Source organism: Streptomyces sp. LN549, from assembly GCF_043203805.1.
Lineage (GTDB): Bacteria > Actinomycetota > Actinomycetes > Streptomycetales > Streptomycetaceae > Streptomyces.
In genome coordinates, this window is the sequence record NZ_JAZHRI010000002.1 from 4,841,091 (window position 1) to 4,864,077 (window position 22,987).

General features: G+C 71.1%; 21 protein-coding genes and 1 riboswitch. Of the genes, 12 read left to right on the plus strand and 9 right to left on the minus strand.

Annotation, left to right across the window (positions count from 1 at the left end; translation table 11 throughout):
• Positions 1–19 precede the first annotated feature (19 nt).
• On the minus strand, positions 20–595 hold the full coding sequence (locus tag SH922_RS21910; protein ID WP_328895462.1) for a TerD family protein: 576 nt from the start codon (positions 593–595) through the stop codon (positions 20–22).
• Between the two features lie 192 nt (positions 596–787).
• On the opposite strand from SH922_RS21910, the gene arfB reads away from it, so the two are divergent.
• A complete protein-coding gene (gene arfB / locus SH922_RS21915; RefSeq protein ID WP_393059590.1) occupies positions 788–1,222 on the plus strand; it encodes an alternative ribosome rescue aminoacyl-tRNA hydrolase ArfB in 435 nt (144 codons plus the stop codon).
• A 35-nt stretch (positions 1,223–1,257) separates the two neighbouring features.
• Here the strand turns inward: arfB and SH922_RS21920 are convergent, their stop codons facing one another.
• Complete coding sequence (locus tag SH922_RS21920; protein WP_362556000.1) at positions 1,258–1,764, minus strand: flavin reductase family protein; 507 nt, start codon at positions 1,762–1,764, stop codon at positions 1,258–1,260.
• Between the two features lie 373 nt (positions 1,765–2,137).
• On the opposite strand from SH922_RS21920, the gene cdgB reads away from it, so the two are divergent.
• Positions 2,138–3,787: a diguanylate cyclase CdgB gene (gene cdgB, locus SH922_RS21925; protein ID WP_393059591.1), complete on the plus strand. Its 1,650-nt coding sequence runs from the start codon at positions 2,138–2,140 to the stop codon at positions 3,785–3,787.
• A gap of 165 nt (positions 3,788–3,952) precedes the next feature.
• Positions 3,953–4,942 (plus strand): carbohydrate-binding protein, encoded by a 990-nt coding sequence (locus SH922_RS21930; RefSeq protein ID WP_393059592.1) that lies wholly within the window; start codon positions 3,953–3,955, stop codon positions 4,940–4,942.
• Between the two features lie 85 nt (positions 4,943–5,027).
• Here the strand turns inward: SH922_RS21930 and SH922_RS21935 are convergent, their stop codons facing one another.
• The 5 genes from SH922_RS21935 to SH922_RS21955 all read right to left on the minus strand — a co-directional run bounded on the left by SH922_RS21935 (position 5,028) and on the right by SH922_RS21955 (position 10,185).
• Positions 5,028–5,879 (minus strand): ketose-bisphosphate aldolase, encoded by an 852-nt coding sequence (locus SH922_RS21935; protein WP_393059593.1) that lies wholly within the window; start codon positions 5,877–5,879, stop codon positions 5,028–5,030.
• A gap of 57 nt (positions 5,880–5,936) precedes the next feature.
• Positions 5,937–6,878 (minus strand): 1-phosphofructokinase family hexose kinase, encoded by a 942-nt coding sequence (locus tag SH922_RS21940; protein WP_393059594.1) that lies wholly within the window; start codon positions 6,876–6,878, stop codon positions 5,937–5,939.
• A 165-nt stretch (positions 6,879–7,043) separates the two neighbouring features.
• Positions 7,044–8,198, minus strand: a complete 1,155-nt coding sequence (gene nagA, locus SH922_RS21945) for an N-acetylglucosamine-6-phosphate deacetylase (RefSeq protein ID WP_393059595.1) — start codon at positions 8,196–8,198, stop codon at positions 7,044–7,046.
• Positions 8,198–9,130 carry an ROK family protein gene (locus SH922_RS21950; protein ID WP_393059596.1) on the minus strand — a complete coding sequence of 311 codons (933 nt, stop codon included), beginning with the start codon at positions 9,128–9,130 and terminating at the stop codon, positions 8,198–8,200. The genes nagA and SH922_RS21950 overlap by 1 nt, the downstream gene beginning before the upstream one ends.
• A 146-nt stretch (positions 9,131–9,276) precedes the next feature.
• Positions 9,277–10,185 (minus strand): SIS domain-containing protein, encoded by a 909-nt coding sequence (locus SH922_RS21955; RefSeq protein WP_393059597.1) that lies wholly within the window; start codon positions 10,183–10,185, stop codon positions 9,277–9,279.
• A gap of 371 nt (positions 10,186–10,556) precedes the next feature.
• Here SH922_RS21955 and SH922_RS21960 point away from each other — a divergent pair, with 371 nt between their 5' ends.
• The 6 genes from SH922_RS21960 (at position 10,557) to SH922_RS21985 (ending at position 17,768) form a co-directional block, all read left to right on the plus strand.
• Positions 10,557–11,762, plus strand: coding sequence for an extracellular solute-binding protein (locus SH922_RS21960; protein ID WP_393063650.1), 1,206 nt, complete (start codon positions 10,557–10,559; stop codon positions 11,760–11,762).
• A gap of 35 nt (positions 11,763–11,797) precedes the next feature.
• Complete coding sequence (locus tag SH922_RS21965; protein WP_393059598.1) at positions 11,798–12,094, plus strand: DUF3263 domain-containing protein; 297 nt, start codon at positions 11,798–11,800, stop codon at positions 12,092–12,094.
• Positions 12,095–12,150: 56 nt separating this feature from the next.
• Positions 12,151–13,020 (plus strand): trehalose-phosphatase, encoded by an 870-nt coding sequence (gene otsB, locus SH922_RS21970; RefSeq protein ID WP_393059599.1) that lies wholly within the window; start codon positions 12,151–12,153, stop codon positions 13,018–13,020.
• A gap of 75 nt (positions 13,021–13,095) precedes the next feature.
• Positions 13,096–13,413 (plus strand): trypco2 family protein, encoded by a 318-nt coding sequence (locus tag SH922_RS21975; RefSeq protein ID WP_393059600.1) that lies wholly within the window; start codon positions 13,096–13,098, stop codon positions 13,411–13,413.
• 45 nt (positions 13,414–13,458) lie between these two features.
• A complete protein-coding gene (locus tag SH922_RS21980; RefSeq protein WP_393059601.1) occupies positions 13,459–17,193 on the plus strand; it encodes a trypsin-like peptidase domain-containing protein in 3,735 nt (1,244 codons plus the stop codon).
• Between the two features lie 62 nt (positions 17,194–17,255).
• The gene (locus SH922_RS21985) at positions 17,256–17,768 is read left to right on the plus strand and encodes a DUF4913 domain-containing protein (protein ID WP_393059602.1); all 513 of its coding nucleotides are present in this window, start codon (positions 17,256–17,258) and stop codon (positions 17,766–17,768) included.
• Between the two features lie 22 nt (positions 17,769–17,790).
• On the opposite strand, the gene SH922_RS21990 is transcribed toward SH922_RS21985, so the two are convergent.
• Both SH922_RS21990 and SH922_RS21995 read right to left on the minus strand, forming a co-directional pair.
• A complete protein-coding gene (locus SH922_RS21990) occupies positions 17,791–19,182 on the minus strand; it encodes a trehalose-6-phosphate synthase (protein ID WP_393059603.1) in 1,392 nt (463 codons plus the stop codon).
• 53 nt (positions 19,183–19,235) lie between these two features.
• The gene (locus SH922_RS21995; RefSeq protein ID WP_393059604.1) at positions 19,236–20,183 is read right to left on the minus strand and encodes a glucosyl-3-phosphoglycerate synthase; all 948 of its coding nucleotides are present in this window, start codon (positions 20,181–20,183) and stop codon (positions 19,236–19,238) included.
• A 153-nt stretch (positions 20,184–20,336) separates the two neighbouring features.
• A riboswitch (SAM riboswitch) is annotated at positions 20,337–20,463 on the plus strand.
• Between the two features lie 17 nt (positions 20,464–20,480).
• On the opposite strand from SH922_RS21995, the gene thrC reads away from it, so the two are divergent.
• The 3 genes from thrC to SH922_RS22010 all read left to right on the plus strand — a co-directional run bounded on the left by thrC (position 20,481) and on the right by SH922_RS22010 (position 22,723).
• Positions 20,481–21,776 (plus strand): threonine synthase, encoded by a 1,296-nt coding sequence (thrC, locus tag SH922_RS22000; protein ID WP_393059605.1) that lies wholly within the window; start codon positions 20,481–20,483, stop codon positions 21,774–21,776.
• Between the two features lie 29 nt (positions 21,777–21,805).
• Positions 21,806–22,084 (plus strand): MoaD/ThiS family protein, encoded by a 279-nt coding sequence (locus SH922_RS22005; RefSeq protein WP_148019364.1) that lies wholly within the window; start codon positions 21,806–21,808, stop codon positions 22,082–22,084.
• Positions 22,085–22,516: 432 nt separating this feature from the next.
• Positions 22,517–22,723 (plus strand): cold-shock protein, encoded by a 207-nt coding sequence (locus tag SH922_RS22010; RefSeq protein WP_003967346.1) that lies wholly within the window; start codon positions 22,517–22,519, stop codon positions 22,721–22,723.
• Positions 22,724–22,987 lie beyond the last annotated feature (264 nt).

Consider the following 22,987-nt stretch of genomic DNA (forward strand, 5'->3'; position numbering starts at 1 on the left):
AAGCGGGTGGAGCGGAGCGTCAGAGGTTGACGCCGAAGTCCTGCGCGATGCCGCGCAGACCCGAGGCGTAACCCTGGCCCACGGCGCGGAACTTCCACTCCGCGCCGTTGCGGTACAGCTCGCCGAAGACCATGGCGGTCTCGGTGGCGGCGTCCTCGCTCAGGTCGTAACGCGCGATCTCGGCGCCGCCGGCCTGGTTGAGGATGCGGATGTAGGCGTTGCGCACCTGGCCGAAGTTCTGGCTGCGGGTCTCGGCGTCGTAGATCGACACCGGGAAGACGATCTTGTCGATGTCGGCCGGCAGGCCCGCCAGGTTGACGTTGATCTGCTCGTCGTCGCCCTCGCCCTCACCCGTGACGTTGTCACCGGTGTGCACGATGGTCTGGTCCGGCGTCGCCTTGTTGTTGAAGAAGACGAAGTGCCCGTCGGAGAAGACCTTCCCCGCGGCGTTGACCGCGATCGCGGAGGCGTCGAGGTCGAAGTCGGTACCGGTGGTGGTACGGACGTCCCAGCCGAGGCCGACCGTGACGGCGGTGAGGCCGGGGGCCTCCTTGGTGAGGGAGACGTTGCCGCCCTTGGACAGGCTTACTGCCATGGGAAGTCCCTTTCATCTGTCGTGTGCGGGCTTCGTGCCATCACGAAGCTACCGTCACAGTCCATAACGCAGGCAGGGCACCGCGAGGTTCCTTCCGCCTTTACTTTCTTTACCGAACTGATGACGCGGCGCGGCAGACGGATGAAGGCGTGCGCCAAAAGGAGGTGACGAACCCCCCGCGGGACGGGGAACATGGGTGTCATGTCCGGGCCCTATTTCATCCGCGGTGCGGTCTCCCTGCCGGAGGCCGAGCTCATGTGGCGTTTCTCGCGGTCCTCCGGGCCCGGCGGGCAGCACGTCAACACCAGCGACTCCCAGGTGGAGCTGCGCTTCGACCTCGCGGCGACCGAGTCGCTGCCCGAGGTGTGGAAGGAGCGCGCGCTGGAACGGCTGGCGAACCGGCTGGTCAACGGCGTCGTATCGGTCCGCTCCTCGGAGCACCGCTCGCAGTGGCGCAACCGTGAGACGGCAGTCGTGCGGCTCACCGCCCTGCTGGCCGAGGCCACGGCGCCGCCCCCCAAGCCGCGCGTGAAGCGCAAGATCCCGCGCGGGATCAACGAACGCCGGCTGCGCGAGAAGAAGCAGCGCGGCGACACCAAGCGAGGCCGCTCGGGCCGCGACTGGTAGCCACGGCCCGGACGAGTCGTCTCCCTTGCCCGCCGTCAGCCCAGCTGCCGGTAACGGCCGCGGAAGTACGTCAGCGGGCTGCCGTCCCCGCTCGGCAGCTGCGCCCCGAGCACCCGGCCGATCACCAGCGTGTGGTCACCGGCCGTGATCCGCTGCTCCGTGCGGCACTCCAGCGTCGCGAGTGCGCCCCCGACCAGGGGCGCGCCGGTGACCTCCCCCCGTACATAGGGGATGTCCTCGAAGAGCAGCCGGTCGCTGATCCGGCCCTTCATGGCGAACCGCCCGGCGATGTGCCGCTGGCTCTCCGCCAGCACGGAGACGGCCCACAGCGGCTGTTCCGCCAGCAGGTCGTCCATCCGGGAGTCGTTGCGCAGGCTCACCATGACCAGTGGCGGGTCGAGCGACACCGACATGAAGGCGGTCGCGGTCATGCCCACGTCCTCGCCGCGGCCGTGCTCGTCGAGCGGGGGCTCCTGTGCGGTGATCAGGACCACTCCGGCTGCCAGTCGGGTGAGGGCGCCGCGGAACTCGTCGTTGCTCACCCCCTCAGCATGGGGGACGGCTTCGGTACGCGGGGCGGGAGGCTTCGTCTGCAACACACCGGGAACGCTAGCCGCGTACGGTGGTCCCCCGCATCGGGCCAGGGGACCAGTCAGGTCCTAGGACCTGCCCGTCCAGGGCCCGCGGTGGCGGGGGTTTGCGTTTTGCGTTCAAGAAGAGGACGGACCACTGAGAGGTGGCATTCGGGACCCTTCACCATCTGTTGTGACTTGAGTCACAGAGAGCAATATTTGTTGACCCTGTGTACCGGGTGCACAGCTCACTGTGATTCAGTGGCCGTGACACTGCAGTAAGTGCGTCTAGTGCGTCGATATGAAATCTGGAGTGCTGTCGAGGTCTCGGGGAGTGCGAGCGATGGAGGCCGAGTCGGAGCCGTACGTCCGTCTTGCGACGATGCGGCAGCTGCACCAGGCCGTGGCCGATCTCAACACGGCGCGGAGCCTGGCCGACACGCTGCAGACCGTCGCCGATGGAATCGTCGCCGGTCTCGGCTACGAGCTTGCCTGCGTCAACCTCGTCCGTCCCGACGGTGATCTCGTCGTCGCGGCCTTCGCGGGCAACAACGCCGCCGAGGCCCTGATCACCGGCCGCGTCGGCTCCCGCATCTCCTGGGAGCGCCGGCTGGCCATGGGTGAGGCGTGGGACGAACTCCGCTTCATACCCCATACCGACGGCTGGGTCCTCCTCGACGACGACGTCCCCCAGTGGCACACCGAGGGCCCCGAGCCCCGCTTCGAGGACGAGTGGCACCCGCAGGACCGGCTCTACGCCCCGATGTACGCCTCGGGCGGAGGTCTGGACCTCCTCGGCGTGATATCCGTCGACCGCCCCCGCAACGGCCGCCGGCCCGGCGCCTGGGGCCGCGAGGCGCTCCAGATGTACGCATCCCAGTCGGCCATTGCGATCAGCAACGCCAGGCTCCGAGCAAACATGCAGCGCGCCCTGGTCCGCCTGGAGCGTGAGCAGCAGGCGCTGCGGGCCAGTGAGGAATCCTTCCGCCAGGCCTTCGAGTACGCGCCCAGCGGCATGGCCATCGCGGAGATGGGCGGCGACCAGCACGGCAGGCTGCTGCGCACCAACGACGCCCTGTGCCGGCTCCTGGGCCGTCCCGCCTCGGTGCTGCGCCGCTACTCCTTCGCCGATCTGGTCCACCCCGAGGACATCGGCACCCTGCTTCGCACCTCGGCCGAGGGTGGCCGTGCCGAGCTGCGGCTGGGCCGCCGGGACGGCACCTATCTGTGGGTCTCGCTGCGCAACTCCGTCGTCGCGGACACGGCGGACGGTCCGCGCTTCCTCCTCACGCACGTCGAGGACATAGAGGAGCGCAAGCGGCACGAGCTGAATCTCGCGCACCGCGCCTCGCACGACGCCCTGACCGGGCTGCCCAACAGTGCGGAGCTGCGGGCCCGGCTCAGTGCCCGGCTGTGCGAGCGCCCGCACTCGGTGGTGTCCACCGACGTGGAGGCGCTGGACGCGGCGTACGGGGACGTCGACGAGGCGCGGGCGCACGGCTTCCCCACCGACGGGTTCGACACCGGCCGGGGGGCCGGCCCGTACGACCACCATGTGCATTCCGTCGCACCGGACACGGTGAAGGACGACGGGTCGAAGGGGCTCGCGGTCCTCTTCTGCGACCTGGACGGCTTCAAGTCGATCAACGACCGTTTCGGCCACCACACGGGTGACGCGGTTCTCATCGAGGTCGCCCGGCGGCTCACCACGTGTGTCCGCGACGGGGACACGGTCGCCCGGCTCGGGGGTGACGAATTCGTCGTTCTCGCCGACGGTCTGGGGGCCGCAGACGCCGCGGACCTGGCCGTACGTCTGCGGAACGCCATTATTCCGCCCATTCGGGTCGACGGCCGGGCGGTGCGGGTCGGGGCGAGTTTCGGCATCGGCTGGGCCGCGTGCGGCATGACGGCCGAAGAGGTGCTGCGCTCCGCCGACCAGCGGATGTACGTCGAGAAGCGGTCACGTTCGAAGGTCCACCGCCGAGCCGGCTGACGTTCGCCGACGTGTGGTCCCGGGGGTACGTCGCTTACCCCACCCCGGTTCCTGCCGCACCTCCGGCAATTCTTGGCGCGGTCGCGTTCGGGGTAGGCTCGGCCGGTCGGCGACGGCTGGCGAGATTCGGCGACGGCTGGCGACATGGTGAGGAGTGACCCAGGGATGGCCGGGAACAACGGCGCGAGCACACCCGAGGACGACGATCCGTTCGGCTACCTCTACGAGGACGGGCGGGCAGCCGGCGCGCAGCCGCCGGGACAGGGCGGCTACGGCTACCCGGGTCCCGCCGCGCAGCCGGGCGTGCCCCGGACCTCGTACAACCAGGTGCGGACCGTCGGTGAGCGCCAGTACGGGCAGGTGCCGCCGCAGCAGGCGTACGGGCAGCCCCAGGCGCCCTACGGCCAGCAGAACGCGCAGTACGGCCAGCCGAACGCGCAGTATGCGGCCCCGGAGACGTACCCCGGTGGTGCCGCCACCGCGCAGGTGCCGCACCAGGGTGGCCGCGGCAGTGGCGGCGGCTCCGGCAGGGGCGGTCCGAACACCAAGGGCCTGCTGATCGGGGCGCTCGCGGTGGTCGCGGTCGTGCTCATCGGCATCGGGGTCGCGCTGATGACGGACGACAACGACAAGGACAAGAAGAAGGACGAGGCCACGTCCTCCTCCGGTCCGGCCGGCGAGGTCGAGCAGTCGCCGACGCCGGAGCAGTCCAAGAGTTCCGAGGCCCCGGTAGAGCTGCCGAAGCAGGACGCGGCGTCGCTGAAGCTCGGCGGCGACGCGGGGCTCGACAACACCGTCAAGGGTGCCAAGAGCGGCAACGGGCAGTACATCAACCTCAACGCGGTCGGCAGGTCCGCGACCTGGTCCGTCGAGGTGCCGGAGGCCGGCGAGTACACGCTGTTCGTGACGTACGGCGTGCCGGGCAAGGACGCCAAGACGTCTCTCACGGTCAACGCCGAGGCCCCGCGGTCCATCAACATGACGAACTTCGCCAAGGCCCCCGAGGGTGATCTGGAGAAGGGGTGGACGACGACGTACGCCTACGTCAACCTCACCAAGGGCCCGAACACCCTGATGATCTCCTGCAACGAAGGCGACCAGTGCGATGCCAACCTGGACCAGCTGTCGCTGAAGGCCGGTCACCAGACGCGCTGATCCGCCCGGCTCACGGCTGAGCGTCGCGGCCCCCCTCGCCTTCGGGCGAGGGGGGCCGGTCGCGTTCTCCGGGGGTGCTCCGGACTCAGCCCATCAGGGCCAGGAAGCCGGCCACCGTCGCGGCCATCGCGTCGCGGCCCGGGGCGATGTACTTGCGCGGGTCCACGCCCGTGGCGTTCGCGGCCAGGTGGGCGCGTACGGCCCCGGTGAACGCCGTGTTCAGCGCCGTACCCACGTTGATCTTGACCATGCCGGAGGCCGCGACGGCCTGGCGGATCTCGTCGTCGGGGACGCCGCTGGAGCCGTGCAGCACCAGCGGGACGGGGACGGCGTCGCGCAGCCGGCCGATCAGCTCGTGGTCCAGGGCGGCGGTGCGCTCGGTCATGGCGTGCGAGGAGCCGACGGCCACGGCCAGGGCGTCGACGCCGGTGGCGCGGACGTACGCGGCCGCCTCGGCGGGGTCGGTGCGGACGCCGGGTGCGTGGGCGTCGAGCGGTGCCTCGCCCTCCTTGCCGCCGACCTTGCCGAGCTCGGCCTCGATCCAGATGCCGCGCTCGTGGCCCCAGCCGACCGCTTCGGCGGTGGCCCGCACGTTCTCCTCGTAACTCAGCTTGGAGGCGTCGAACATCACCGAGCCGAAGCCCGCGTCGTGCGCCTGGTGCAGCAGCTCCACGGACTCGACGTGGTCGAGGTGGAGGGCGAGGGGGGCGCCGGAGGTGCGGGCGACGGCCGCGGCGGCGGCGGCGATCGGGGCGAGCCGGCCGCCGTGGAACTTCACGGCGTTCTCGGAGATCTGGAGGATGGCGGGGGCACCGGCCTGCTCCGCACCGGCGGCGATCGCCTCGGCGTGCTCCAGGGTGATGACGTTGAAGGCGGCGATCCCGCGTCCCCGGGCCTGGGCGGCGGAGACGAGTTCACCGGTGCTGACGAGCGGCATGCTGACCTCTGTTGTTTTTCCCCGGGCCCGTCACAGGGCCCGGTGGGGACGCGGCGCTCAGGCCGCCGGTGCGTGTTCCTCGATACCGACGCGCGGCAGCAGTTCCTCGTACGCCGCGCGGTCGAAGTCGCCGGCCGTGGGGGAGAGCACGGTCGCCGTCGACAGTGCCACCGCCCGGCGCAGCCGGTCCGGCCAGTCCAGGCCCTCCACGAGTCCGGACAGGAGTCCGGCCACCGCGGAGTCGCCGGCCCCGGTCGGATTGCCCTTCACGGGTGCGGGCGGGGACGCCTGCCAGTTGCCGTCGGGCGTGACCGCCAGCATGCCGTCGGGCCCCAGTGAGGCGATCACCCCGTGCGCGCCCCGGCGGCGGGCGTCGCGGGCGCCGCGCAGGGGTTCGCGGGCGCCGGTGAGCTGGGCGAGCTCGTCGGCGTTCGGCTTGATCAGGTCGGGGCGGGCGGCGATACCGCGGCGCAGCGGTTCGCCGCTGGTGTCCAGGAGGACGGGGACGCCGGCGGTGCGGGCGAGGCGGACCAGTTCGGCGTAGGCGCCGACGTGGATGCCGGGCGGCAGGCTGCCGCACAGGGCGACGGCGTCGGCCGCGCCGAGCAGTTCCGCGTACGAGCCGAGGAAGGCGGTCCACTCGTCGGCGGTGACGTGCGGGCCGGGCTCGTTGAACTGGGTGGTGTCCCCGGTGGCGCGGTCGACGACGGCCAGCGTGCGGCGGGTGTTGCCGGCCACGGGCACCAGCGCGTCGGTGACGGTCGCGGGGCCGGAGGGGAGGGCGGCGAGCAGCTCGCGCAGCACGGCTCCGGTGGTGCCCCCGGCGAAGCCGGTGACGACGCTGTCGTGGCCGAGGTCGGCGAGGACCCGGGCGACGTTGAGTCCCTTGCCGCCCGGGCGCTCGGAGAGGTCGGTGACGCGGTGGCTGGAGTGCGGTACGAGTGCCGGCACGCCGTACGTCAGGTCGAGTGCCGTGTTCAGCGTGACCGTGAGGATCACTTCGGCCGCCCCCGATCTGTGTGTAGCGCGGATCCTTTGCCAGAACGCGCTTTCCCTGCTGGTTTCCCAGGCGATCATGCCAAAGAGACGGAGGTCGGCCCAGACGTCGGGACCAACCGCCGTCTCTTCGTTACGTAGCCGGCTTCCGGCCGGCCTGTGCGGCTGTCAGCCGGCCTGCGGCTGAATGATCCACTCGCCCTTGCGCATGACGCCCTTGAGCCGGAAGTCCTCGTCCAGGACGACGAGGTCGGCGTCCTTGCCGGGCTCCAGCGAGCCGACCCGGTCGTAGACCCCGAGGAGCCGGGCCGGCGTGGCGGAGATGGACTGCACCACGTCGCCGACCGGGATCCGGTCGATGGTGACGGCCCGGTGGAAAGCGGTGTCCAGGGTGAGGGTGGAGCCTGCGATGGAGCCGCCCTCGACGAGCCGGGCGACGCCGTCCTTGACCTCGACGGCGAGCGGGCCGAGCTGGTACTGGCCGTCGCCGAAACCGGCCGCGTCCATCGCGTCGGTGATCAGCGCGACGCGGTGGGCGCCCGCGTGGTGGTAGGCGAGCTCCAGGGCGGCCGGGTGCAGATGCGTACCGTCGTTGATGAGCTCGACGGTGATCCGCTCGTCCTCCAGGAGGGCGGCGATGGGGCCGGGTGCGCGGTGGCCGATGCCCGGCATCGCGTTGTAGAGGTGCGTGGCGACGGTGGCACCGGCGTCGATCGCCTCGACGGTCTGCTCGTACGTCGCGTCGGTGTGGCCGATCGCGGCGATGACGCCGTGCTCGGCGAGCAGCCGTACGGAGTCGATGCCGCCGGGCAGTTCGGTGGCGAGCGTGAACATCTTCGCGGTGCCGCGTGCCGCGTCCATCAGCTTGCGGACCTCGGCCGGGTCCGGGTGGCGCAGCAGGCCCTCGCTGTGGGCGCCCTTGCGGCACGGGGAGATGAAGGGGCCCTCGAAGTGGATTCCGGCCAGGTCGCCCTGTTCGACGAGCTCGGAGAGGATGCCGGCCCGTTCGGCGAGGAAGTCCATCTCGCCGGTGACGGTGGAGGCGACCAGGGTGGTGGTGCCGTGCTCGCGGTGGGTGCGGACGCCGGTGAGGACCTCGTCCACGGTGCCGGAGGTGAAGGAAGCGCCGCCGCCGCCGTGGTTGTGCATGTCCACGAAGCCGGGAACGATCCAGTGGCCGGACAGGTCGACGGTCCGGGCGCCCTCCGCCGAGCTGCCGGCGATGCGGGTGCCCTCGACGATCACCCGGCCGTTCTCGACGGTGCCGGTGGGGAGTACCACCCGGGCACCTGCGAGAACGGTGCTGTCTGCGCGTCCGGCCATCAGGCGGATACCTCCGTGGAGAGAAGATCCCAGGCGAGCAGCCCTGCGCCCAGGCATCCGGCGGTGTCCCCGAGGGCCGCCGGAACGATGTGGGGCAGCTTCTGGAACGTGACGCGTTCCTCGACGGCCGCACGGAGTGGTGTGAACAAGGTTTCCCCGGCCTCGGCGAGACCGCCACCGATGATGAGCGTGCGGGGGTCGAGCAGGGTGAGCGCGGTGACGAGTCCGGCGGCGAGGGCGTCGACGGCGTCGCGCCATACCTCGATGGCCCGGGGGTCGCCGGATTCGACGGCCTTGGCGCAGTCGGCCGCATCGGCCTTCGGGTCGCCGGAGGCGGCGGCCCAGGCCCGGCTGACGGCGGCCGCGGAGGCCAGCGTCTCCAGGCAGCCGCGCTGGCCGCAGGCGCAGTCCGGGCCGTCCGGCCGGATCACGATGTGGCCGATCTCGCCCGCGCAGCCGTGGGCGCCCGCCTCGATGCCGCCCGCGATCCCGATGGCCCCGGCGATCCCGGTGCCCAGCGGGATGAACATGAAGCGGTCCGCGCCCCGGCCCGCGCCGATCCGGCCCTCGGCGAGTCCGCCGGTCCTGACGTCGTGGCCGAGGGCCACGGGTACGCCACCGAGCCGTTCGCCGAGCAGTTGCCGCATCGGTACGTCGCGCCAGCCCAGGTTCGCCGCGTAGACGGCGATCCCGTTCTCGGCGTCGACGATGCCGGGCACGGCGACACCCGCCGCGACGGCGCTCTCGCCGAAGTGCTCCTCGCCGTACGTGCGCAGATCCGCGGCGAAGGCGAGGATCGACTCCACTACGGCGTCGGGGCCGCGCTCTCTGCCGGTCGCGCGCCGTGCCTCGTGCAGCAGGGTGCCGTCGGACCCGACCAGTGCGGCCTTCATTCCGGTGCCGCCCACATCGAGGGCGATGACGTGTTTCACGGGAAACAGTTTCGCCCGGCGAACCCAAAAGGTCTAGTCCACTATCGCTGTTTGTTGCGCATCCATACAAAATCGGGGTCACAACCCGGCGGCAACCCGCCGACATGGGGCGCAACGCTCCGGCAGACCGTCGCGCCCGACGCTGTCTACTCCGGCAGGATCACGCTGCGTGACAGGTTGCGCGGATGGTCCGGGTCGTAGCCCTTCGACTCCGCGAGGACCACGGCGAGCCGCTGCGCCCGGATCAGGTCGGCCATCGGGTCGGCGGACCGGTGGGCGACGAGGGTCCCGCCGACCGCCGCGACCTCGCCGGCGAGCCCCTCGGGCAGTGCGCCGAACACCCACGCCACGCGGTTCGGGCCGGTGATCGCGATCGGGCCGTGCCGGTACTCCATCGCGGGGTACGACTCGGTCCAGGCGCCCGCCGCCTCGCGCATCTTCAGTCCGGCCTCCTGTGCGAGGCCGTAGGTCCAGCCGCGCCCCAGGAACGTCCACTGCTCGGCCGCGACCACCGTCTCGTCCAGCGGCTCGGTCACTGCCAGTTCCGCGTCGACAGCGGCCTCGGCGACCGTCTTCACGCCGGCCGGGAGCGGGCCCGCCGCCTCCAGGCCGGCCCGCAGGAAGGCGAGCGCGGTGGTGGCGAAGCGGGTCTGGACGACCGACTCCTCGTCCGCCCAGTCCAGTACGGCCACGGTGTCGGCGGCCTCCATGACCGGCGTCCTCGGGTCGGCGGTCAGTGCGACCGTGGCGACCTTGCCCCGCAGCTCGCCCAGCAGTGCCAGCACCTCGCTCGTCGTGCCGGAGCGGGTGATCGCCACGACCCGGTCGTACGCCCGCCCGGCCGGGAACTCCGAGGAGGCGTACGCGTCCGTCTCGCCCTGCCCGGCCGCCTCCCGCAGCGCCGCGTAGGCGATGGCCATGAACCAGGAGGTGCCGCACCCGGTCACGGCGACCCGCTCGCCCGGACGCGGCAGCCCGTCGAAGGCCGCACCCGCCTCTGCGGCACGACGCCAGCAGCTGGGCTGGGTGGCGATTTCTGATGCGGTACGGGACATGCTGGACGGCTCCTTGCGGCTGGGCGGTGGCCGGTGCGGCTCGGTGGCACCGTATGCGTGCGGAGTGTCCGACAGGGCGGACGCTACGGAACTGGCGGTCTGGACCAATAAGGGCGGGGCCGGGTGAGGACGGGGCCGTGACAGCCCGGCCGAGACCTCCTTAGCAGTCGCTCCGCGTCCCGTGCAATGCTGCTGTGCTGCGGAAGCGGCACCCCGATGGTCTAGACCTCCTGTCCGGGGTGGTGCAGAATCGCAGCTCATCCGGAGGGCCCATGCCGACGTGGGATCCGCGGGTGGCGCAATCTACGAGGACGGACTGGGCTGTGCAGCGGCGCTATTTGGGACTGACGGCGGCTGTCGCCGCACTGGGGATGACGGCCACACTGGCGGGCTGCGGCGGCAACGGCTCGGACGACGTCACGCTGAAACTGGTCGCGGCCGACTACGGCACCGGTGACGCCAACAAGTCCGACACGTACTGGAACGGGGTGGCCCGGAGCTTCGAGGCGTCCCACCCCGGCATCAAGGTCGACGTGAGCGTCTATCCGTGGACGGAAGTCGACCGCAAGGTCGCCGAGATGGTCAAGGCCAAAGAGGCCCCCGACATCGCGCAGATCGGCGCATACGCGGACTACGCCAAGGCCGGCAAGCTCTACTCCGCCGACCAGATGCTCAGCATCCCCACCCAGGCCAACTTCCTGCCGAAGCTCGCGGAGGCCGGCCGGTACAGCCGCATCCAGTACGGGCTGCCGTTCGTGGCCAGCACCCGGCTGCTCTTCTACAACAAGGACCTCTTCTCCCAGGCGGGCCTCAAGGCCCCGCAGACCTGGGACGACATAGCCGCCGACGCGGCGGTGCTCAAGCAGCGCGGGGTGAAGTACCCGTTCGCGCTGCCGCTGGGCCAGGAGGAGTCCCAGGCCGAGACCATGATGTGGCTGCTCAGTGGTGGCGGCGGCTACACGGACGACGTCGGCTCGTACGCCATCGACTCGGCGGAGAACGTCAAGACCTTCGACTGGCTGAAGTCGAACCTCGTCGACAAGGGTCTCGTCGGCCCCGTCGCCCCCGGCAAGTTCGACCGGGCCAAGGCCTTCGCGGCGTTCAGCAAGGGCGACGTCGGCATGCTCAACGGCCACCCGACCCTGATGGAGGAGGCCCAGAAGCAGGGCGTGGACGTCGGCATGGTGCAGCTGCCCGGCCCCGACGGGCCCATCACGGGGTCGATGGGCGTCGCCGACTGGATCATGGGGTTCAAGCAGGGCGGCCACCGGGTCGAGATGGGCAAGTTCTTCGACTTCATGTTCAGCGACAAGAACGTGATCGAGTTCGCCGATGCGTACGACCTGCTGCCGGTCACCGACAGCGCGTCCGCGGCGATGGAGGACGACGCCAGGTTCAAGCCGCTGCACAAGTTCCTGGCCACACTGCCGGACGCGGAGTTCTACCCCTTCGGCAAGACGTCCTGGGCCCGGGCCAGTGAGTCGATCAAGGAGAACATCGGCGAGGCGGTCGAGCCGGGCGCGAACCCGGAGAGCGTGCTCGAGCGCATCGCGCAGGAGTCGACGGCCGCGGAGTAGCGCCGCCTCGGCGCCCGCGCAATATATTGGCTGATATGACCGCGCTCCCCCCGACCGGCCCCGAGGGCCCCGATGCCGACCCCGCCCCTTCGCCCGATCCGCTGTCCGCTCCTCTGTCCGACCGGGACCGTGCGGTCCTGGCGGTCGAGCGGCAGTCCTGGGCGGGGCCGGGCGCGAAGGAGCGCGCGATCAGGGAGCGGCTCGGCATCTCCCCGACCCGCTACTACCAGCTGCTGAACGCCCTGCTGGACGACCGGCGGGCGCTGGAGGCGGAACCGGTGACGGTGAACCGCCTGCGACGCGTGCGGGAGGCCCGCCGGGGGCGGCGGTGACACCCGGGGTCCGGGAGCAGCGCCCCCGAGAAGGCCGCCGCGGATAGGCTCGTCACATGGGCAGCACTCCGCACACCCGACCCCTTCCGACCCCGACCACTCACGCCGGCCAGGAGGGCCTCGCCGCGCTCCTCGCCCGGCCCGACCGCGCCGTCATCGCACTCGATTTCGACGGAACGCTCGCCGACATCGTCCCGGACCCCGAACAGGCCCGTGCCCACCCCGGCGCCGTCGAGGCGCTGGCCGCACTCGCCCCCAAGGTCGCGTCGATCGCCGTGATCACCGGCCGCCCGGCCGGTGTCGCGGTCCGCCACGGCGGCTTCGCCGGGGTCGCGGGACTGGACCATCTCGTCGTCCTCGGCCACTACGGCGCCGAACGCTGGGACGCCGTCTCCGGCACCGTCAACGCCCCCGCCCCGCACCCCGGTGTCGCCGCCGTCCGGGCCGAACTCCCCGGCGTACTCGACAGGTTCGACTCCTGGCACGGCACCTGGATAGAGGAGAAGGGGCAGGCGCTCGCCGTCCACACCCGCCGCGCCGCCGACCCGCAAGCGGCCTTCGAGGCCCTGCGCGGCCCCCTGGGCGAGCTCGCCGCCCGCCACGGCCTGATCGTCGAACCGGGCCGCCTGGTCCTGGAGCTGCGCCCCTCCGGCATGGACAAGGGCGTGGCGCTCACCCAGTACGTGCACGAGACCGGCGCCGGATCCGTGCTCTACGCGGGCGACGACCTGGGCGACCTCGCCGCGTACGCCGCCGTGGAGAAACTCCGCACCGAGGGCCCCGACGGCACCCCCGGCCTGCTGGTCTGCAGCGGCGCGGAAGTGCCCGAACTGGCGGAGCGCGCCGACCTGTCGCTGCCGGGGCCGGGAGCCGTGGTGGAGTTCCTTCAGTCACTGGCGCGCCAACTGGCAGCGAATTCAGGCTGATTGGAGCCGATCTCCTTCGAATGCTCCCCTGCCTATGGCACTCTGTGGCAACTCGGCCTAGGTCAGGGGGGGTTGGTGGGCGACAGTGAAGGCGCAGCCGCGCGCGACGGGCTCGATCTGACGGATGCCGTCCGGCTGTTGCGCGCGCAACTGGCTGCCGCCCAGCGCGAGGCCGACCACTCGGACGTCCGCTTCAGGGTCGGTGAGGTCACCGTCGAGTTCGCGATGCAGCTGACCCGTACAGGTTCCGGTGGTGGCTCCCTGCGCTTCGGTGTGGTCGGTGTGGACGGCAAGCGGGAGCGGGCAGAGAGCACCACCCACCGCATCCAGCTCACCCTGCATCCCCGGTCCGGATCCGGCGGGGACGTGGAGATCGGCGACATAGACGACTGAGCGAGGCGGCCGGGGGACGGAGACCCGGACCACCTGGGGGTGGCGGTGAAGTTCGAGCGTGTGGTGCAGGTACGCGGGAGCGACGGCACGGGCCCCGGCTCGTTCGGGACCGGCTGCCTGATCGGTCCCGGGCTCGTCCTCACCGCCGCGCACATCCTGTGCACCCCCGAGGGCCGGCTCCTCACCCCCGAGGTCTCCTTTCCGGCGGACGGGGAGCCGGGCCCCTGGGCCGCGCGGGTGCTCTGGCTCCGGTACGACGACAGCGTGGACGCCGCACTGCTCGCGGTGAGCGGTCCTGCGGCGGTCCGGGCCGCGGACCCCGAACCGCAGCGGTGGGGTGACCTCGTCACCCGTGTTCCCGCCCACGCGGTTCTCTCCTACGGCTTTCCGCGCAGCCAGCGGATGCCCCGCGGCGGCACCGGCCGGACCCGCGTCGAGGAGCAGTTCTCCGGCCGCATCAGCCCAGGCACCGGTGCGGCGGCGCGCCGCTGGGAGCTGCTGAGCAACGACCCGATGCCCGCCGGGGACCCGGAGAACCAGGGCTGGGCCGGCATGTCCGGTGCGCCGGTGTTCAGCGGGGACCTGCTCCTGGGCGTGGTCCGCAAGGACCGGCGTGCGGCAGCCGGCAGCCGGCTCACCGCCACCCGCAGCAGCGAGATCCTCGGCGACGAGGGTTTCCGCGCCGCCCTGCGCGCCGCTGCGGCGAACGGGCGGCACGAACCGTTCGCCGAGCCCGCCGAACTGACCCCGCTGCTCGACGTGGCCACCCCCGAACGCGATCTGCGCTCCCCGGCGATGCTGCTGCGCGCCGATGTGGAGGCCACCCCGTTCCGGGGCCGTCTGAGTGAGTGGGAGAGCCTGCGGGACTGGTGCCTCGGCCCGTCCGCCGCCCGACCGCGCCCGGGCGGGCCTGCCGGAAGCCTCGTGGTCCGTGTGCTCACGGGGCCCGGCGGCCAGGGCAAGAGCCGACTGGTGCGCCGGCTGGTCGGGGCCGTCCAGAAGGAGCCCGGCTGGATCGCCGGCCTGTTCCGCAGCGAGCTCTCCGACGAGGACCTGCCCGGCGAAGCGCCGAGCACCGCGTTGCGGGCCCTCGGCGACTGCGCCCGCAGCCTGCTGCTGGTGGTCGACTACGCCGAGTCCCGGCCTCGCTGGATACGGCGGCTGATCGACCGGGCCCGCGCGTCGGCCGCCGCCGGGCACACCGTCCGGGTGCTGCTCGTCGCCCGCTCGTCCGGCGGCTGGCAGCTCGACCCGTACGACACGGGAGTGGCCACCCACGAGATCCTCGCCGCCGCCCTGACCATCGAACTCGGGCCGCTGGACGTGACGTCGGACGACCGCCGGGAGGCGTTCGCAGCGGCTCTGTACGGACTCGCGGAGCACCTGGAGCGGACCGACGGACACGAGGACTACGACTGGACCGCCCTGGCCGCCCGGACGGCCGTACCCGCGGAGATGTCCGGACGGCGCTACGCCACCGCTCTCAACGTTCAGATGGAAGCGCTGGCCGCACTCCTCCAGGCGGGTCCCGCCCCTCTCGACGTCGTCCCGGGCGAGGCGGTCGAGGCAACGCTTCTGCGTCACGAGGAGCGCTACTGGGCACGCCTGCTCGCCAATGGCGGCGAGCGGCCGCTGCCGATGTCCCTGATGCGTCGGGTCGTCGCCGCCGCGAACCTGTGCGGCGCCGCCGACGAGGACGAGGCGATGGCAGTCGTGGCCCGGGTGCCGGCTCTCGGGCAGGGCCGGGAATGGGAGCTGGCCGCGGCGATCGGCCGGCTGTATCCGAGCGCCGGGGACACCTTCTGGGGGACGCTGCAGCCCGACCGGGTGGCCGAGTTCCAGGCCTCGCTCATGGTGGCGGAGGTGCCGGGGCTGCTGCCCGCTCTGATGGAGGGGGCCACACCTGCCCAGCAGGTCCAGGCGCTGACGGTGCTGACCCGGTCCGTGGTGGCCCATGCCAATGCCGGCCGGACCCGGCAGCGCGACCTCGTCCTGGAACGGCTCGACGCGCTGTTGGAGCGCCAGGACCTCGCCGCGGAGGTGCTGCGCGCCGCCGCGGCCGCGCTGCCGGAGGAGTCCGACGCCCTCACGCGGTTCGCCGTGCGGCTCACGCAACGCCTGGTCGAGCGGTACCGCGAGCCGGCGCACGGAACCGTCGACCTGGACGGTCTCGCCTGGGCCCTGGGGGAATGGGCGAAGCGCAAGGCGCGGATGAGCGACTGGCGTACGGCCGTGGAGGCGGGGGAGGAGTCGGTGGCGATCCAGCGCGCGCGGGCCGAAGGGTCTCCCGCTCAGGAGCGCGTGCTTGCCGGCGCGCTGATCCAGCATGCGGCGGCTCAGTGGAACGCGGGTTCACGGCAGATGTCGCTCACGCTCGCCGAAGAGGCCGTGGAACTGTGCCGCGGGCTGGCGCGGAGCGTGCCCGATGCGGAGGTACCGGAGCTGCTGGCCAAGGCCATGAACTCGCTGGCGACGTGCTACGAGGACGCCGGTCGCGAACAGGAGGCGGTGGCCGCGGCCGAGGAGTCGGTGGCCATCCGACGGGAGCTCGCCGAGCGTGACCCGTCCAGAGCGGCCGCCCATGCCGCGTCGTTGCGCAACCTCGGCGCCATCCGGGCAAGTTCGGGGCAGACGGAGAAGGGCAGGATCATCGCGGAGCAGGCGCTGGCCATCGAACGCCGGCTGGCCACGGAGAATCCGGATGCCTACGCAGCCACGCTGGCCCACACGCTGCACAATCTCTCCTGGCACTACTGGCGAGAGGGAGCCAGATCGGTGAGGTCGCGCGCCGCCTCCCAGGAGGCGGTCGACCTGCGCAGGCGGATGGCCGCGGACAACCCGGACACCTACAACATCGGTCTGGCGATCTCCTTGGTGAACCTGGCCACCGAGCAGCCGTTCGAACAGTCCCTCGAGACGATGGCCGAGGCACGGGATCTCTATGAGCGGCTGACCGAGAGCGCCCCTCTGGAGTATGCCGAGCGGATGCGGCTGTTGCTCAGCAACCGGTCCTGGACGCTGAACGAACTCGGGCGCGTGGACGAGGCACTGGAGACGATCGACGAGGCACTCCACCACTCGCGCCTGCTGTACCGGGAGAACCCGGTGGCCCACGGCACCGAGCTGGCCAACAACCTGTCCAAGGCGGCCAGGTTCCACAAGGACGCCGGACATCTGGACGAGGCGCTCGCCACTCTCGTGGAGGAGATCGTGGTCTGGCGCGAACTTGTCCGCCTGCACCCTGCTCCGAACGAGGTGCGCCTCGCCGAGGCACTCCATGAGCAGGCCCTGGTCCTGTCGGACCACGGTGAGCCCGAGGAGGCACTGGCGGTCGGAGATCAGGCACTGGAACTGTACGAGCGGCGCTGGCGCGAGGCCCCCGAGCAGGAAGCGGTGAACTACGCGGCCGGGCTCACGCTGGTGGCGTGGCTGAGAGGAACCAGTGGCATGGGAGGCGATCCGGTGCCGCTCAGGGAGCGGGCCGTTGCTCTGCTGCGTCCGGTGGCCGGGTACTCCGACTTCGAGCGGGGACGGTTCGCCGAGAATCTGCTGCACCTGGCCGACCACGCTGCGTCGGCAGGCGGAATGCACGCCCTGCTGCGCGCGCTTCCCCTCGCCCGCGAGGCCACCGAGAACTACGCCCGGGTGTCGGCGCGCAAGCCGTCGCCGAGTGAAGACCTGACGAGATCCGCGAACCGCTGGGCCCAGTTGCTGGAGGGCTGCGGCCGCAGAGCCGAGGCGAGCGATGTGCGCCGTCGCTACGGGGTGCCGCAGGGCTGACCGGCGGCCACTGTACGACCGACGTGACAGAAGCGATGTGTGCGTTCCGGAAGGAGAGAACGATGCCGCAACAGGATGGGGAGAAGGATGTTCCCGCAGAGGGAGGTCCTGCATCGGCCGCGGGGGCACCGCCGCCGATGGAGGCCGACGACAGCACCGAACTAATCTTCCGGTCGCTGGATCTCTTCGTCGAGGAGTATCTCGCCCAGGTGGTGCGGCGGCGTGTGGACGGCGTCCACCTGGCCTGGTGTCCGGACTGGTGGACGCATCCCGAAGCGGTCGCCAGGCTCGCCTCGCTGTGGCGGGCCTTCGAGTACCTGCGGGTCGATTCGTCTCTCGGTATGTCCAACTGGTGGCTGCACCACGCCGATCCCCATCTGGCCGTGCTGATGGATCCGCGCACCGGGCCGTTCGCCTCCTGCTGGGGACCCGACGGCCACAAAGCGGATATCGGCCCGTTGCCGGGCAATCCGTCACCGCCGGAGATGTGGGACGACCCGGCCTTCTCGGCCGATGCGGCGGAGGCGGAGGAGGCGCGCAAGGCGGCCGAGGCGGCGGCGGACTCGGCGAACTGACCGGGCCGCCGCCGGACGGGCGCTACTCCTGCCGGAGCGCCTCCAGCTGGTCCAGGAACCACTGCTGCGGCGGCAGCGCGGTGGCCGCCGCGGCCAGTCGCTTCGTGCGGGCCGCCCGCTCGTCGTCCGCCATCGTCAGCGCCTCGTGCAGCGCGTCGGCGGTGGCGGACACGTCGTACGGATTCACCGTGATCGCGTCGGCGCCCAGCTCCTCGTGCGCCCCCGCCTCGCGCGACAGCACCAGCGCGCAGCCGTGGTCGGAGACGACCGGGACCTCCTTGGCGACCAGGTTCATCCCGTCCCGGATCGGGTTGACGAGCGCCACGTCCGCCAGCCGGTACGCCGCCAGCGAGCGCGCGAAGTCGTCCTTGACGTGGAGGACGACCGGGGTCCAGTCCGCCGTCCCGTACGCGGCGTTGATCCCGTCGGCGACGCGCTGCACCTCGGCCGTGTACTCCCGGTAGACCGCGAGGTCCTGCCGCGAGGGGTAGGCGAACGCGATGTGGACGACGCGCCCGCGCCACTCGGGCCGCTCGTCGAGCAGGGCGCGGTAGGCGAGCATCCCGCGGACGATGTTCTTGGACAGTTCCGTACGGTCCACCCGCACGATCGTCTTCCGGCCGGGGCCCACCTGCTCCCGCAGCGCCGCCATCCGCTCGTCCACGTCCGCCTCGTGCGCGCGGCGGCGCAGGAAGTCCGCGTCGGCGCCGAGGCCGTGCACCCCGATCCGGGTGCCGCCGGTGCCGCCGAGGATCTCCGTGCAGCAGCCGATGAACGCGTCCGCCCAGCGGCGGGTCAGGAAGGCCGCCCGGTCGGCGCCGAGGATGCCGTGCAGCAGCTGTTCGGCGATGTCGTCGGGCAGCAGCCGGAAGTAGTCGACGGGCGCCCACGGGGTGTGCGAGAAGTGGCCGATCCGCAGGTCGGGGCGGAGCTCGCGGAGCATGCCGGGCACCAGCGCCAGGTGGTAGTCCTGCACGAGGACCGCCGCACCCTCGCCCGCCTCCTCGGCGAGCGCCTCGGCGAAGGCCCGGTTGTACGTCTCGAAGGAGGCCCACTGCCGGCGGAACTCCGCGTCGAAGACGGGCTCGACGGGGGTCTGGTAGAGCAGGTGGTGGACGAACCAGAGCACCGAGTTGGCGATGCCGTTGTACGCGTCGGCGTGCACTCCTGCGTCGATGTCGAGCATCCGCACACCTGGCTCACCGACGCCGCGCCGCACCGCCTCCCGGTCGCCGTCCCCGAGGGCGGCGCAGACCCACATCTTGTCGTCGACGGCGCTCAGGCCGGAGACGAGTCCGCCGCCGCCGCGCCGGGAGTCGAGGGTGCCGTCCTCGCGCAGCGCGTACGAGACCGGGCCGCGGTTGGACGCGACGAGTACCTGGGCAGCGGGCTGAGGGGCGTGCTCGGAGACCATGGGCGGAATCTAGCCCGATCGCGAACCGCCCAAACGTGCGAAGTAGGCCCACGTCACGCCGCGCGGCGTGAAACGTACTCCTCGATCTCGCGCATGGGCGGCCGTTCCTCCGTGTCCACCGGGTAGGTGCGCGGGACGAACCCGTGCTCGCCGCGCTCGAACTGGGTCAGCGACGGGCGGACCAGATGCCCCCGGGAGAGGCGGAGTTGGGCGGTGCGGTAGATGGCGGCCGCCATCCGGCCGAGCGCCTGGCCGTCCTGGTGACGGTGCTTCCTGACGCCTACGTCGACCTGGGCGAGGGCGTCCAGGCCGACCGTGTGCAGGGCGTCGACGAGCAGGCCCAGTTCCACTCCGTAACCGACCGGGAACGGCAGCCGCTCCAGCAGCGAGCGGCGCACCGCGTACTCGCCGCCCAGGGGCTGGACGAAGCCGGCCAGCTGCGGCCAGTGCAGATTGAGCAGCGGGCGTGCCACCATTTCGGTGACCCGGCCGCCCTGGCCCGTGGTGTCGCCGAACGGGCGGTCGTACATCGCCTTGACGAACTGCACCGAGGGGTCGGTCAGCAGCGGGCCGACGATGCCGGAGACGAAGTCCGCGGAGAAGTCCTTCAGGTCCGCGTCGATGAAGCAGACGATGTCGCCGCCGGTCACCAGGAGTGACCGCCACAGCACCTCGCCCTTGCCGGGGACGGCCGGGATGCGGGGCAGGATCGCGTCCCGGTGGACGACGCGGGCGCCCGCCCGGCGGGCGACCTCGGTGGTGGCGTCCGTCGAACCGGAATCGATCACCACGAGCTCGTCGACCAGCTGGACCTTCTCCATCAGCTCGCGCCGGATCGTCGTGACGATGTCCCCGACGGTCTCCGCCTCGTCGAGCGCGGGCAGCACCACACTCACGCTCGCGCCGTTCGCGCCGTTCCTGGCATCGAGCAGACGGTCCAGCGGACGGTCGGCGGCTGACCAGGAACGCCTGGTCAGCCAGCGTTCGACCTCTTCCAGCACGGTCGATACTCCCTGTATGTGATCCATCTCGCGGTTCGGACGGCTATCTCAACAGTCCGGTGCTTCGGTTACAGTCTTGAACAACGCAGATGGCCGTCGCATGCCGGGGTCCGTCCGCCGATAAACGCCTGGATCCATGGTCCAGTGCCACAGCGCTCATCCAGAGGGACAGAGGGAACGGCCCGTTGAAGTCCCGGCAACCCTCCCGCCGACCGCGAGGTCAGGTGGGGAAGGTGCCAATTCCGTCTCGTGACGAAACGCGTCGCGAGGAAGATGAGGAGAAAGGGCCTCGCCATCATGGCTGTTGAGACTGTTGCAGCAAACACTGAATCTTCCGTGGACCTGGGTCCCGCCGCAGCGCTTTCCTGCCGCGAATGCGGAGAACGATTCGCACTCGGTCCCATTTTCGCCTGCGCGTCCTGTTTCGGGCCGCTCGAAGTGGCGTACGACCTGCCGAGCGGCTCCCCGGACGAGCTGAAGAAGCGCATCGAGGCCGGCCCGAACAACATCTGGCGTTACGCGCCGCTGCTGCCGGTCCCCTCCGATGTCGCGGACAAGCCCAACATCAACCCCGGCTTCACCAAGCTGGTCAAGGCCGACAACCTCGCCCGCGAGCTGGGCGTCACCGGCGGTCTGTACGTCAAGGACGACTCCGGCAACCCGACGCACTCCTTCAAGGACCGCGTCGTCGCGATCGCCGTCGAGGCCGCCCGCGCCTTCGGATTCACCACCCTCTCCTGCTCCTCCACCGGCAACCTCGCCGGCGCCGTGGGCGCCGCCGCCGCCCGTGCGGGCCTGCGTTCGTGCGTGTTCATCCCGCACGACCTGGAGCAGGGCAAGGTCGTCATGGCCGCGGTGTACGGCGGTGAGCTGGTCGGCATCGAGGGCAACTACGACGACGTCAACCGCTTCTGCTCCGAGCTCATCGGCGACCCGCTCGGCGAGGGCTGGGGCTTCGTCAACGTCAACCTGCGCCCGTACTACGGCGAAGGCTCCAAGACCCTCGCGTACGAGATCTGCGAGCAGCTCGGCTGGCAGCTGCCCGACCAGATCGTCATCCCGATCGCGTCCGGCTCGCAGCTCACGAAGATCGACAAGGGCCTCCAGGAGCTGATCAAGCTCGGCCTGGTCGAGGACAAGCCGTACAAGATCTTCGGCGCCCAGGCCGAGGGCTGCTCCCCGGTCTCCGCCGCATTCAAGGGCGGTCACGACGTGGTGCGGCCGCAGAAGCCGAACACGATCGCCAAGTCCCTGGCGATCGGCAACCCGGCCGACGGCCCGTACGTCCTGGACATCGCCCGCCGCACCGGTGGCGCGGTCGAGGACGTCAACGACGAGCAGGTCGTCGACGCGATCAAGCTGCTGGCCCGCACCGAGGGCATCTTCGCCGAGACGGCCGGCGGGGTGACGGTCGGCGTGACGCAGAAGCTGATCGAGGCCGGTCTGCTGGACCCGGCGCTCACCACTGTCATCCTGAACACCGGTGACGGCCTCAAGACGCTGGACGCGGTGGCCGCCACCTCGCAGGCGAGCGCCACGATCCGCCCGAGTCTGGAAGCCTTCCGCGCCGCCGGCCTCGCCACCAGCTTCTGACCACTCGAGACTCAGGAAGGGCACCCACCATGAGCGTCAAGGTCCGTATCCCCACCATCCTCCGCACCTACACGGGCGGCCAGGCCGAGGTCCCGGCCGAGGGCGCGACCCTTTCCCAGGTCATCGAGTCCCTGGAGAAGGACCACCCGGGCATCGCCGCCCGCGTCCTGGACGACCAGGGCAAGCTGCGCCGCTTCGTGAACGTGTACGTCAACGACGACGACGTGCGCTTCGAGGGTGGCCTGGACGCGGTCACCCCGGACGGCGCCGGCATCTCGATCATCCCGGCCGTCGCCGGCGGCTGCTGAGCCCCGGGCCTCCCCGGCCCGACTTCACCGCGTCACCGGAATTGCCCCCTCTGCGAGAGAAGCGGAGGGGGCAATTCTGCATGGTTGAGCGCGGTACAGTGAGGGAAGTCCCCTCCGCTGCCCGTGCCACCCGCATATGAGAATGCGCCTGGCCACGACAAGATGCAGCCAAAGTACGAGAGCCCCTTGCGCCATAAGTCGCCTTTGCCTGGCCTGACTTGCCCTGGAATCTCATGAATCCCCCGCATTCGGGCGATCGGTGCTGCTCAGAATTCTCGTCCGATTGACCTGTTGCAGAGGGCAGTTGGGCAGATACATTCGGCCGCGGTCGACGCGTTCCGGCGCACGCACCCTCTCCTGTCGGAGGGTGAGTTCTGACCCGGGCCCGCGAAGTGCGGTCCCGTGCAAGGGCCAGTAATAGGGGAGTTAGGCATGGCTCAGGGCACCGTCAAGTGGTTCAACGCGGAGAAGGGGTACGGCTTCATCGCGGTCGACGGTGGTGCGGATGTTTTCGTCCACTACAGCGCGATCCAGATGGACGGGTACCGCACCCTCGAAGAGGGTCAGCGAGTTGAATTCGAGATCTCGCAGGGCCAGAAGGGGCCGCAGGCGGACATGGTCAAGCTCGCCGTCGGCTGAGCCCGGCCTGTCAGTACGCAGTCGGCCAACGACACTACTCACGCACGGAGGGCCCGTACCCCTGGGGTACGGGCCCTTCGTGCGTCCCGGGGCGCTCGCGCGACGTGCCGGACCGCCTCCGCGGGCCCCTTCGCGGCTGTCCACACTCCGGAGGGGGACGCTTGCACTCTCGGGGGTCGAGTGCTAATTATTGGCTTAGCACTCTCTGGGTGAGAGTGACAGAAACTTGGACCGGGCCGGTGAGGCCCGCAGGTCTGTCGGGGC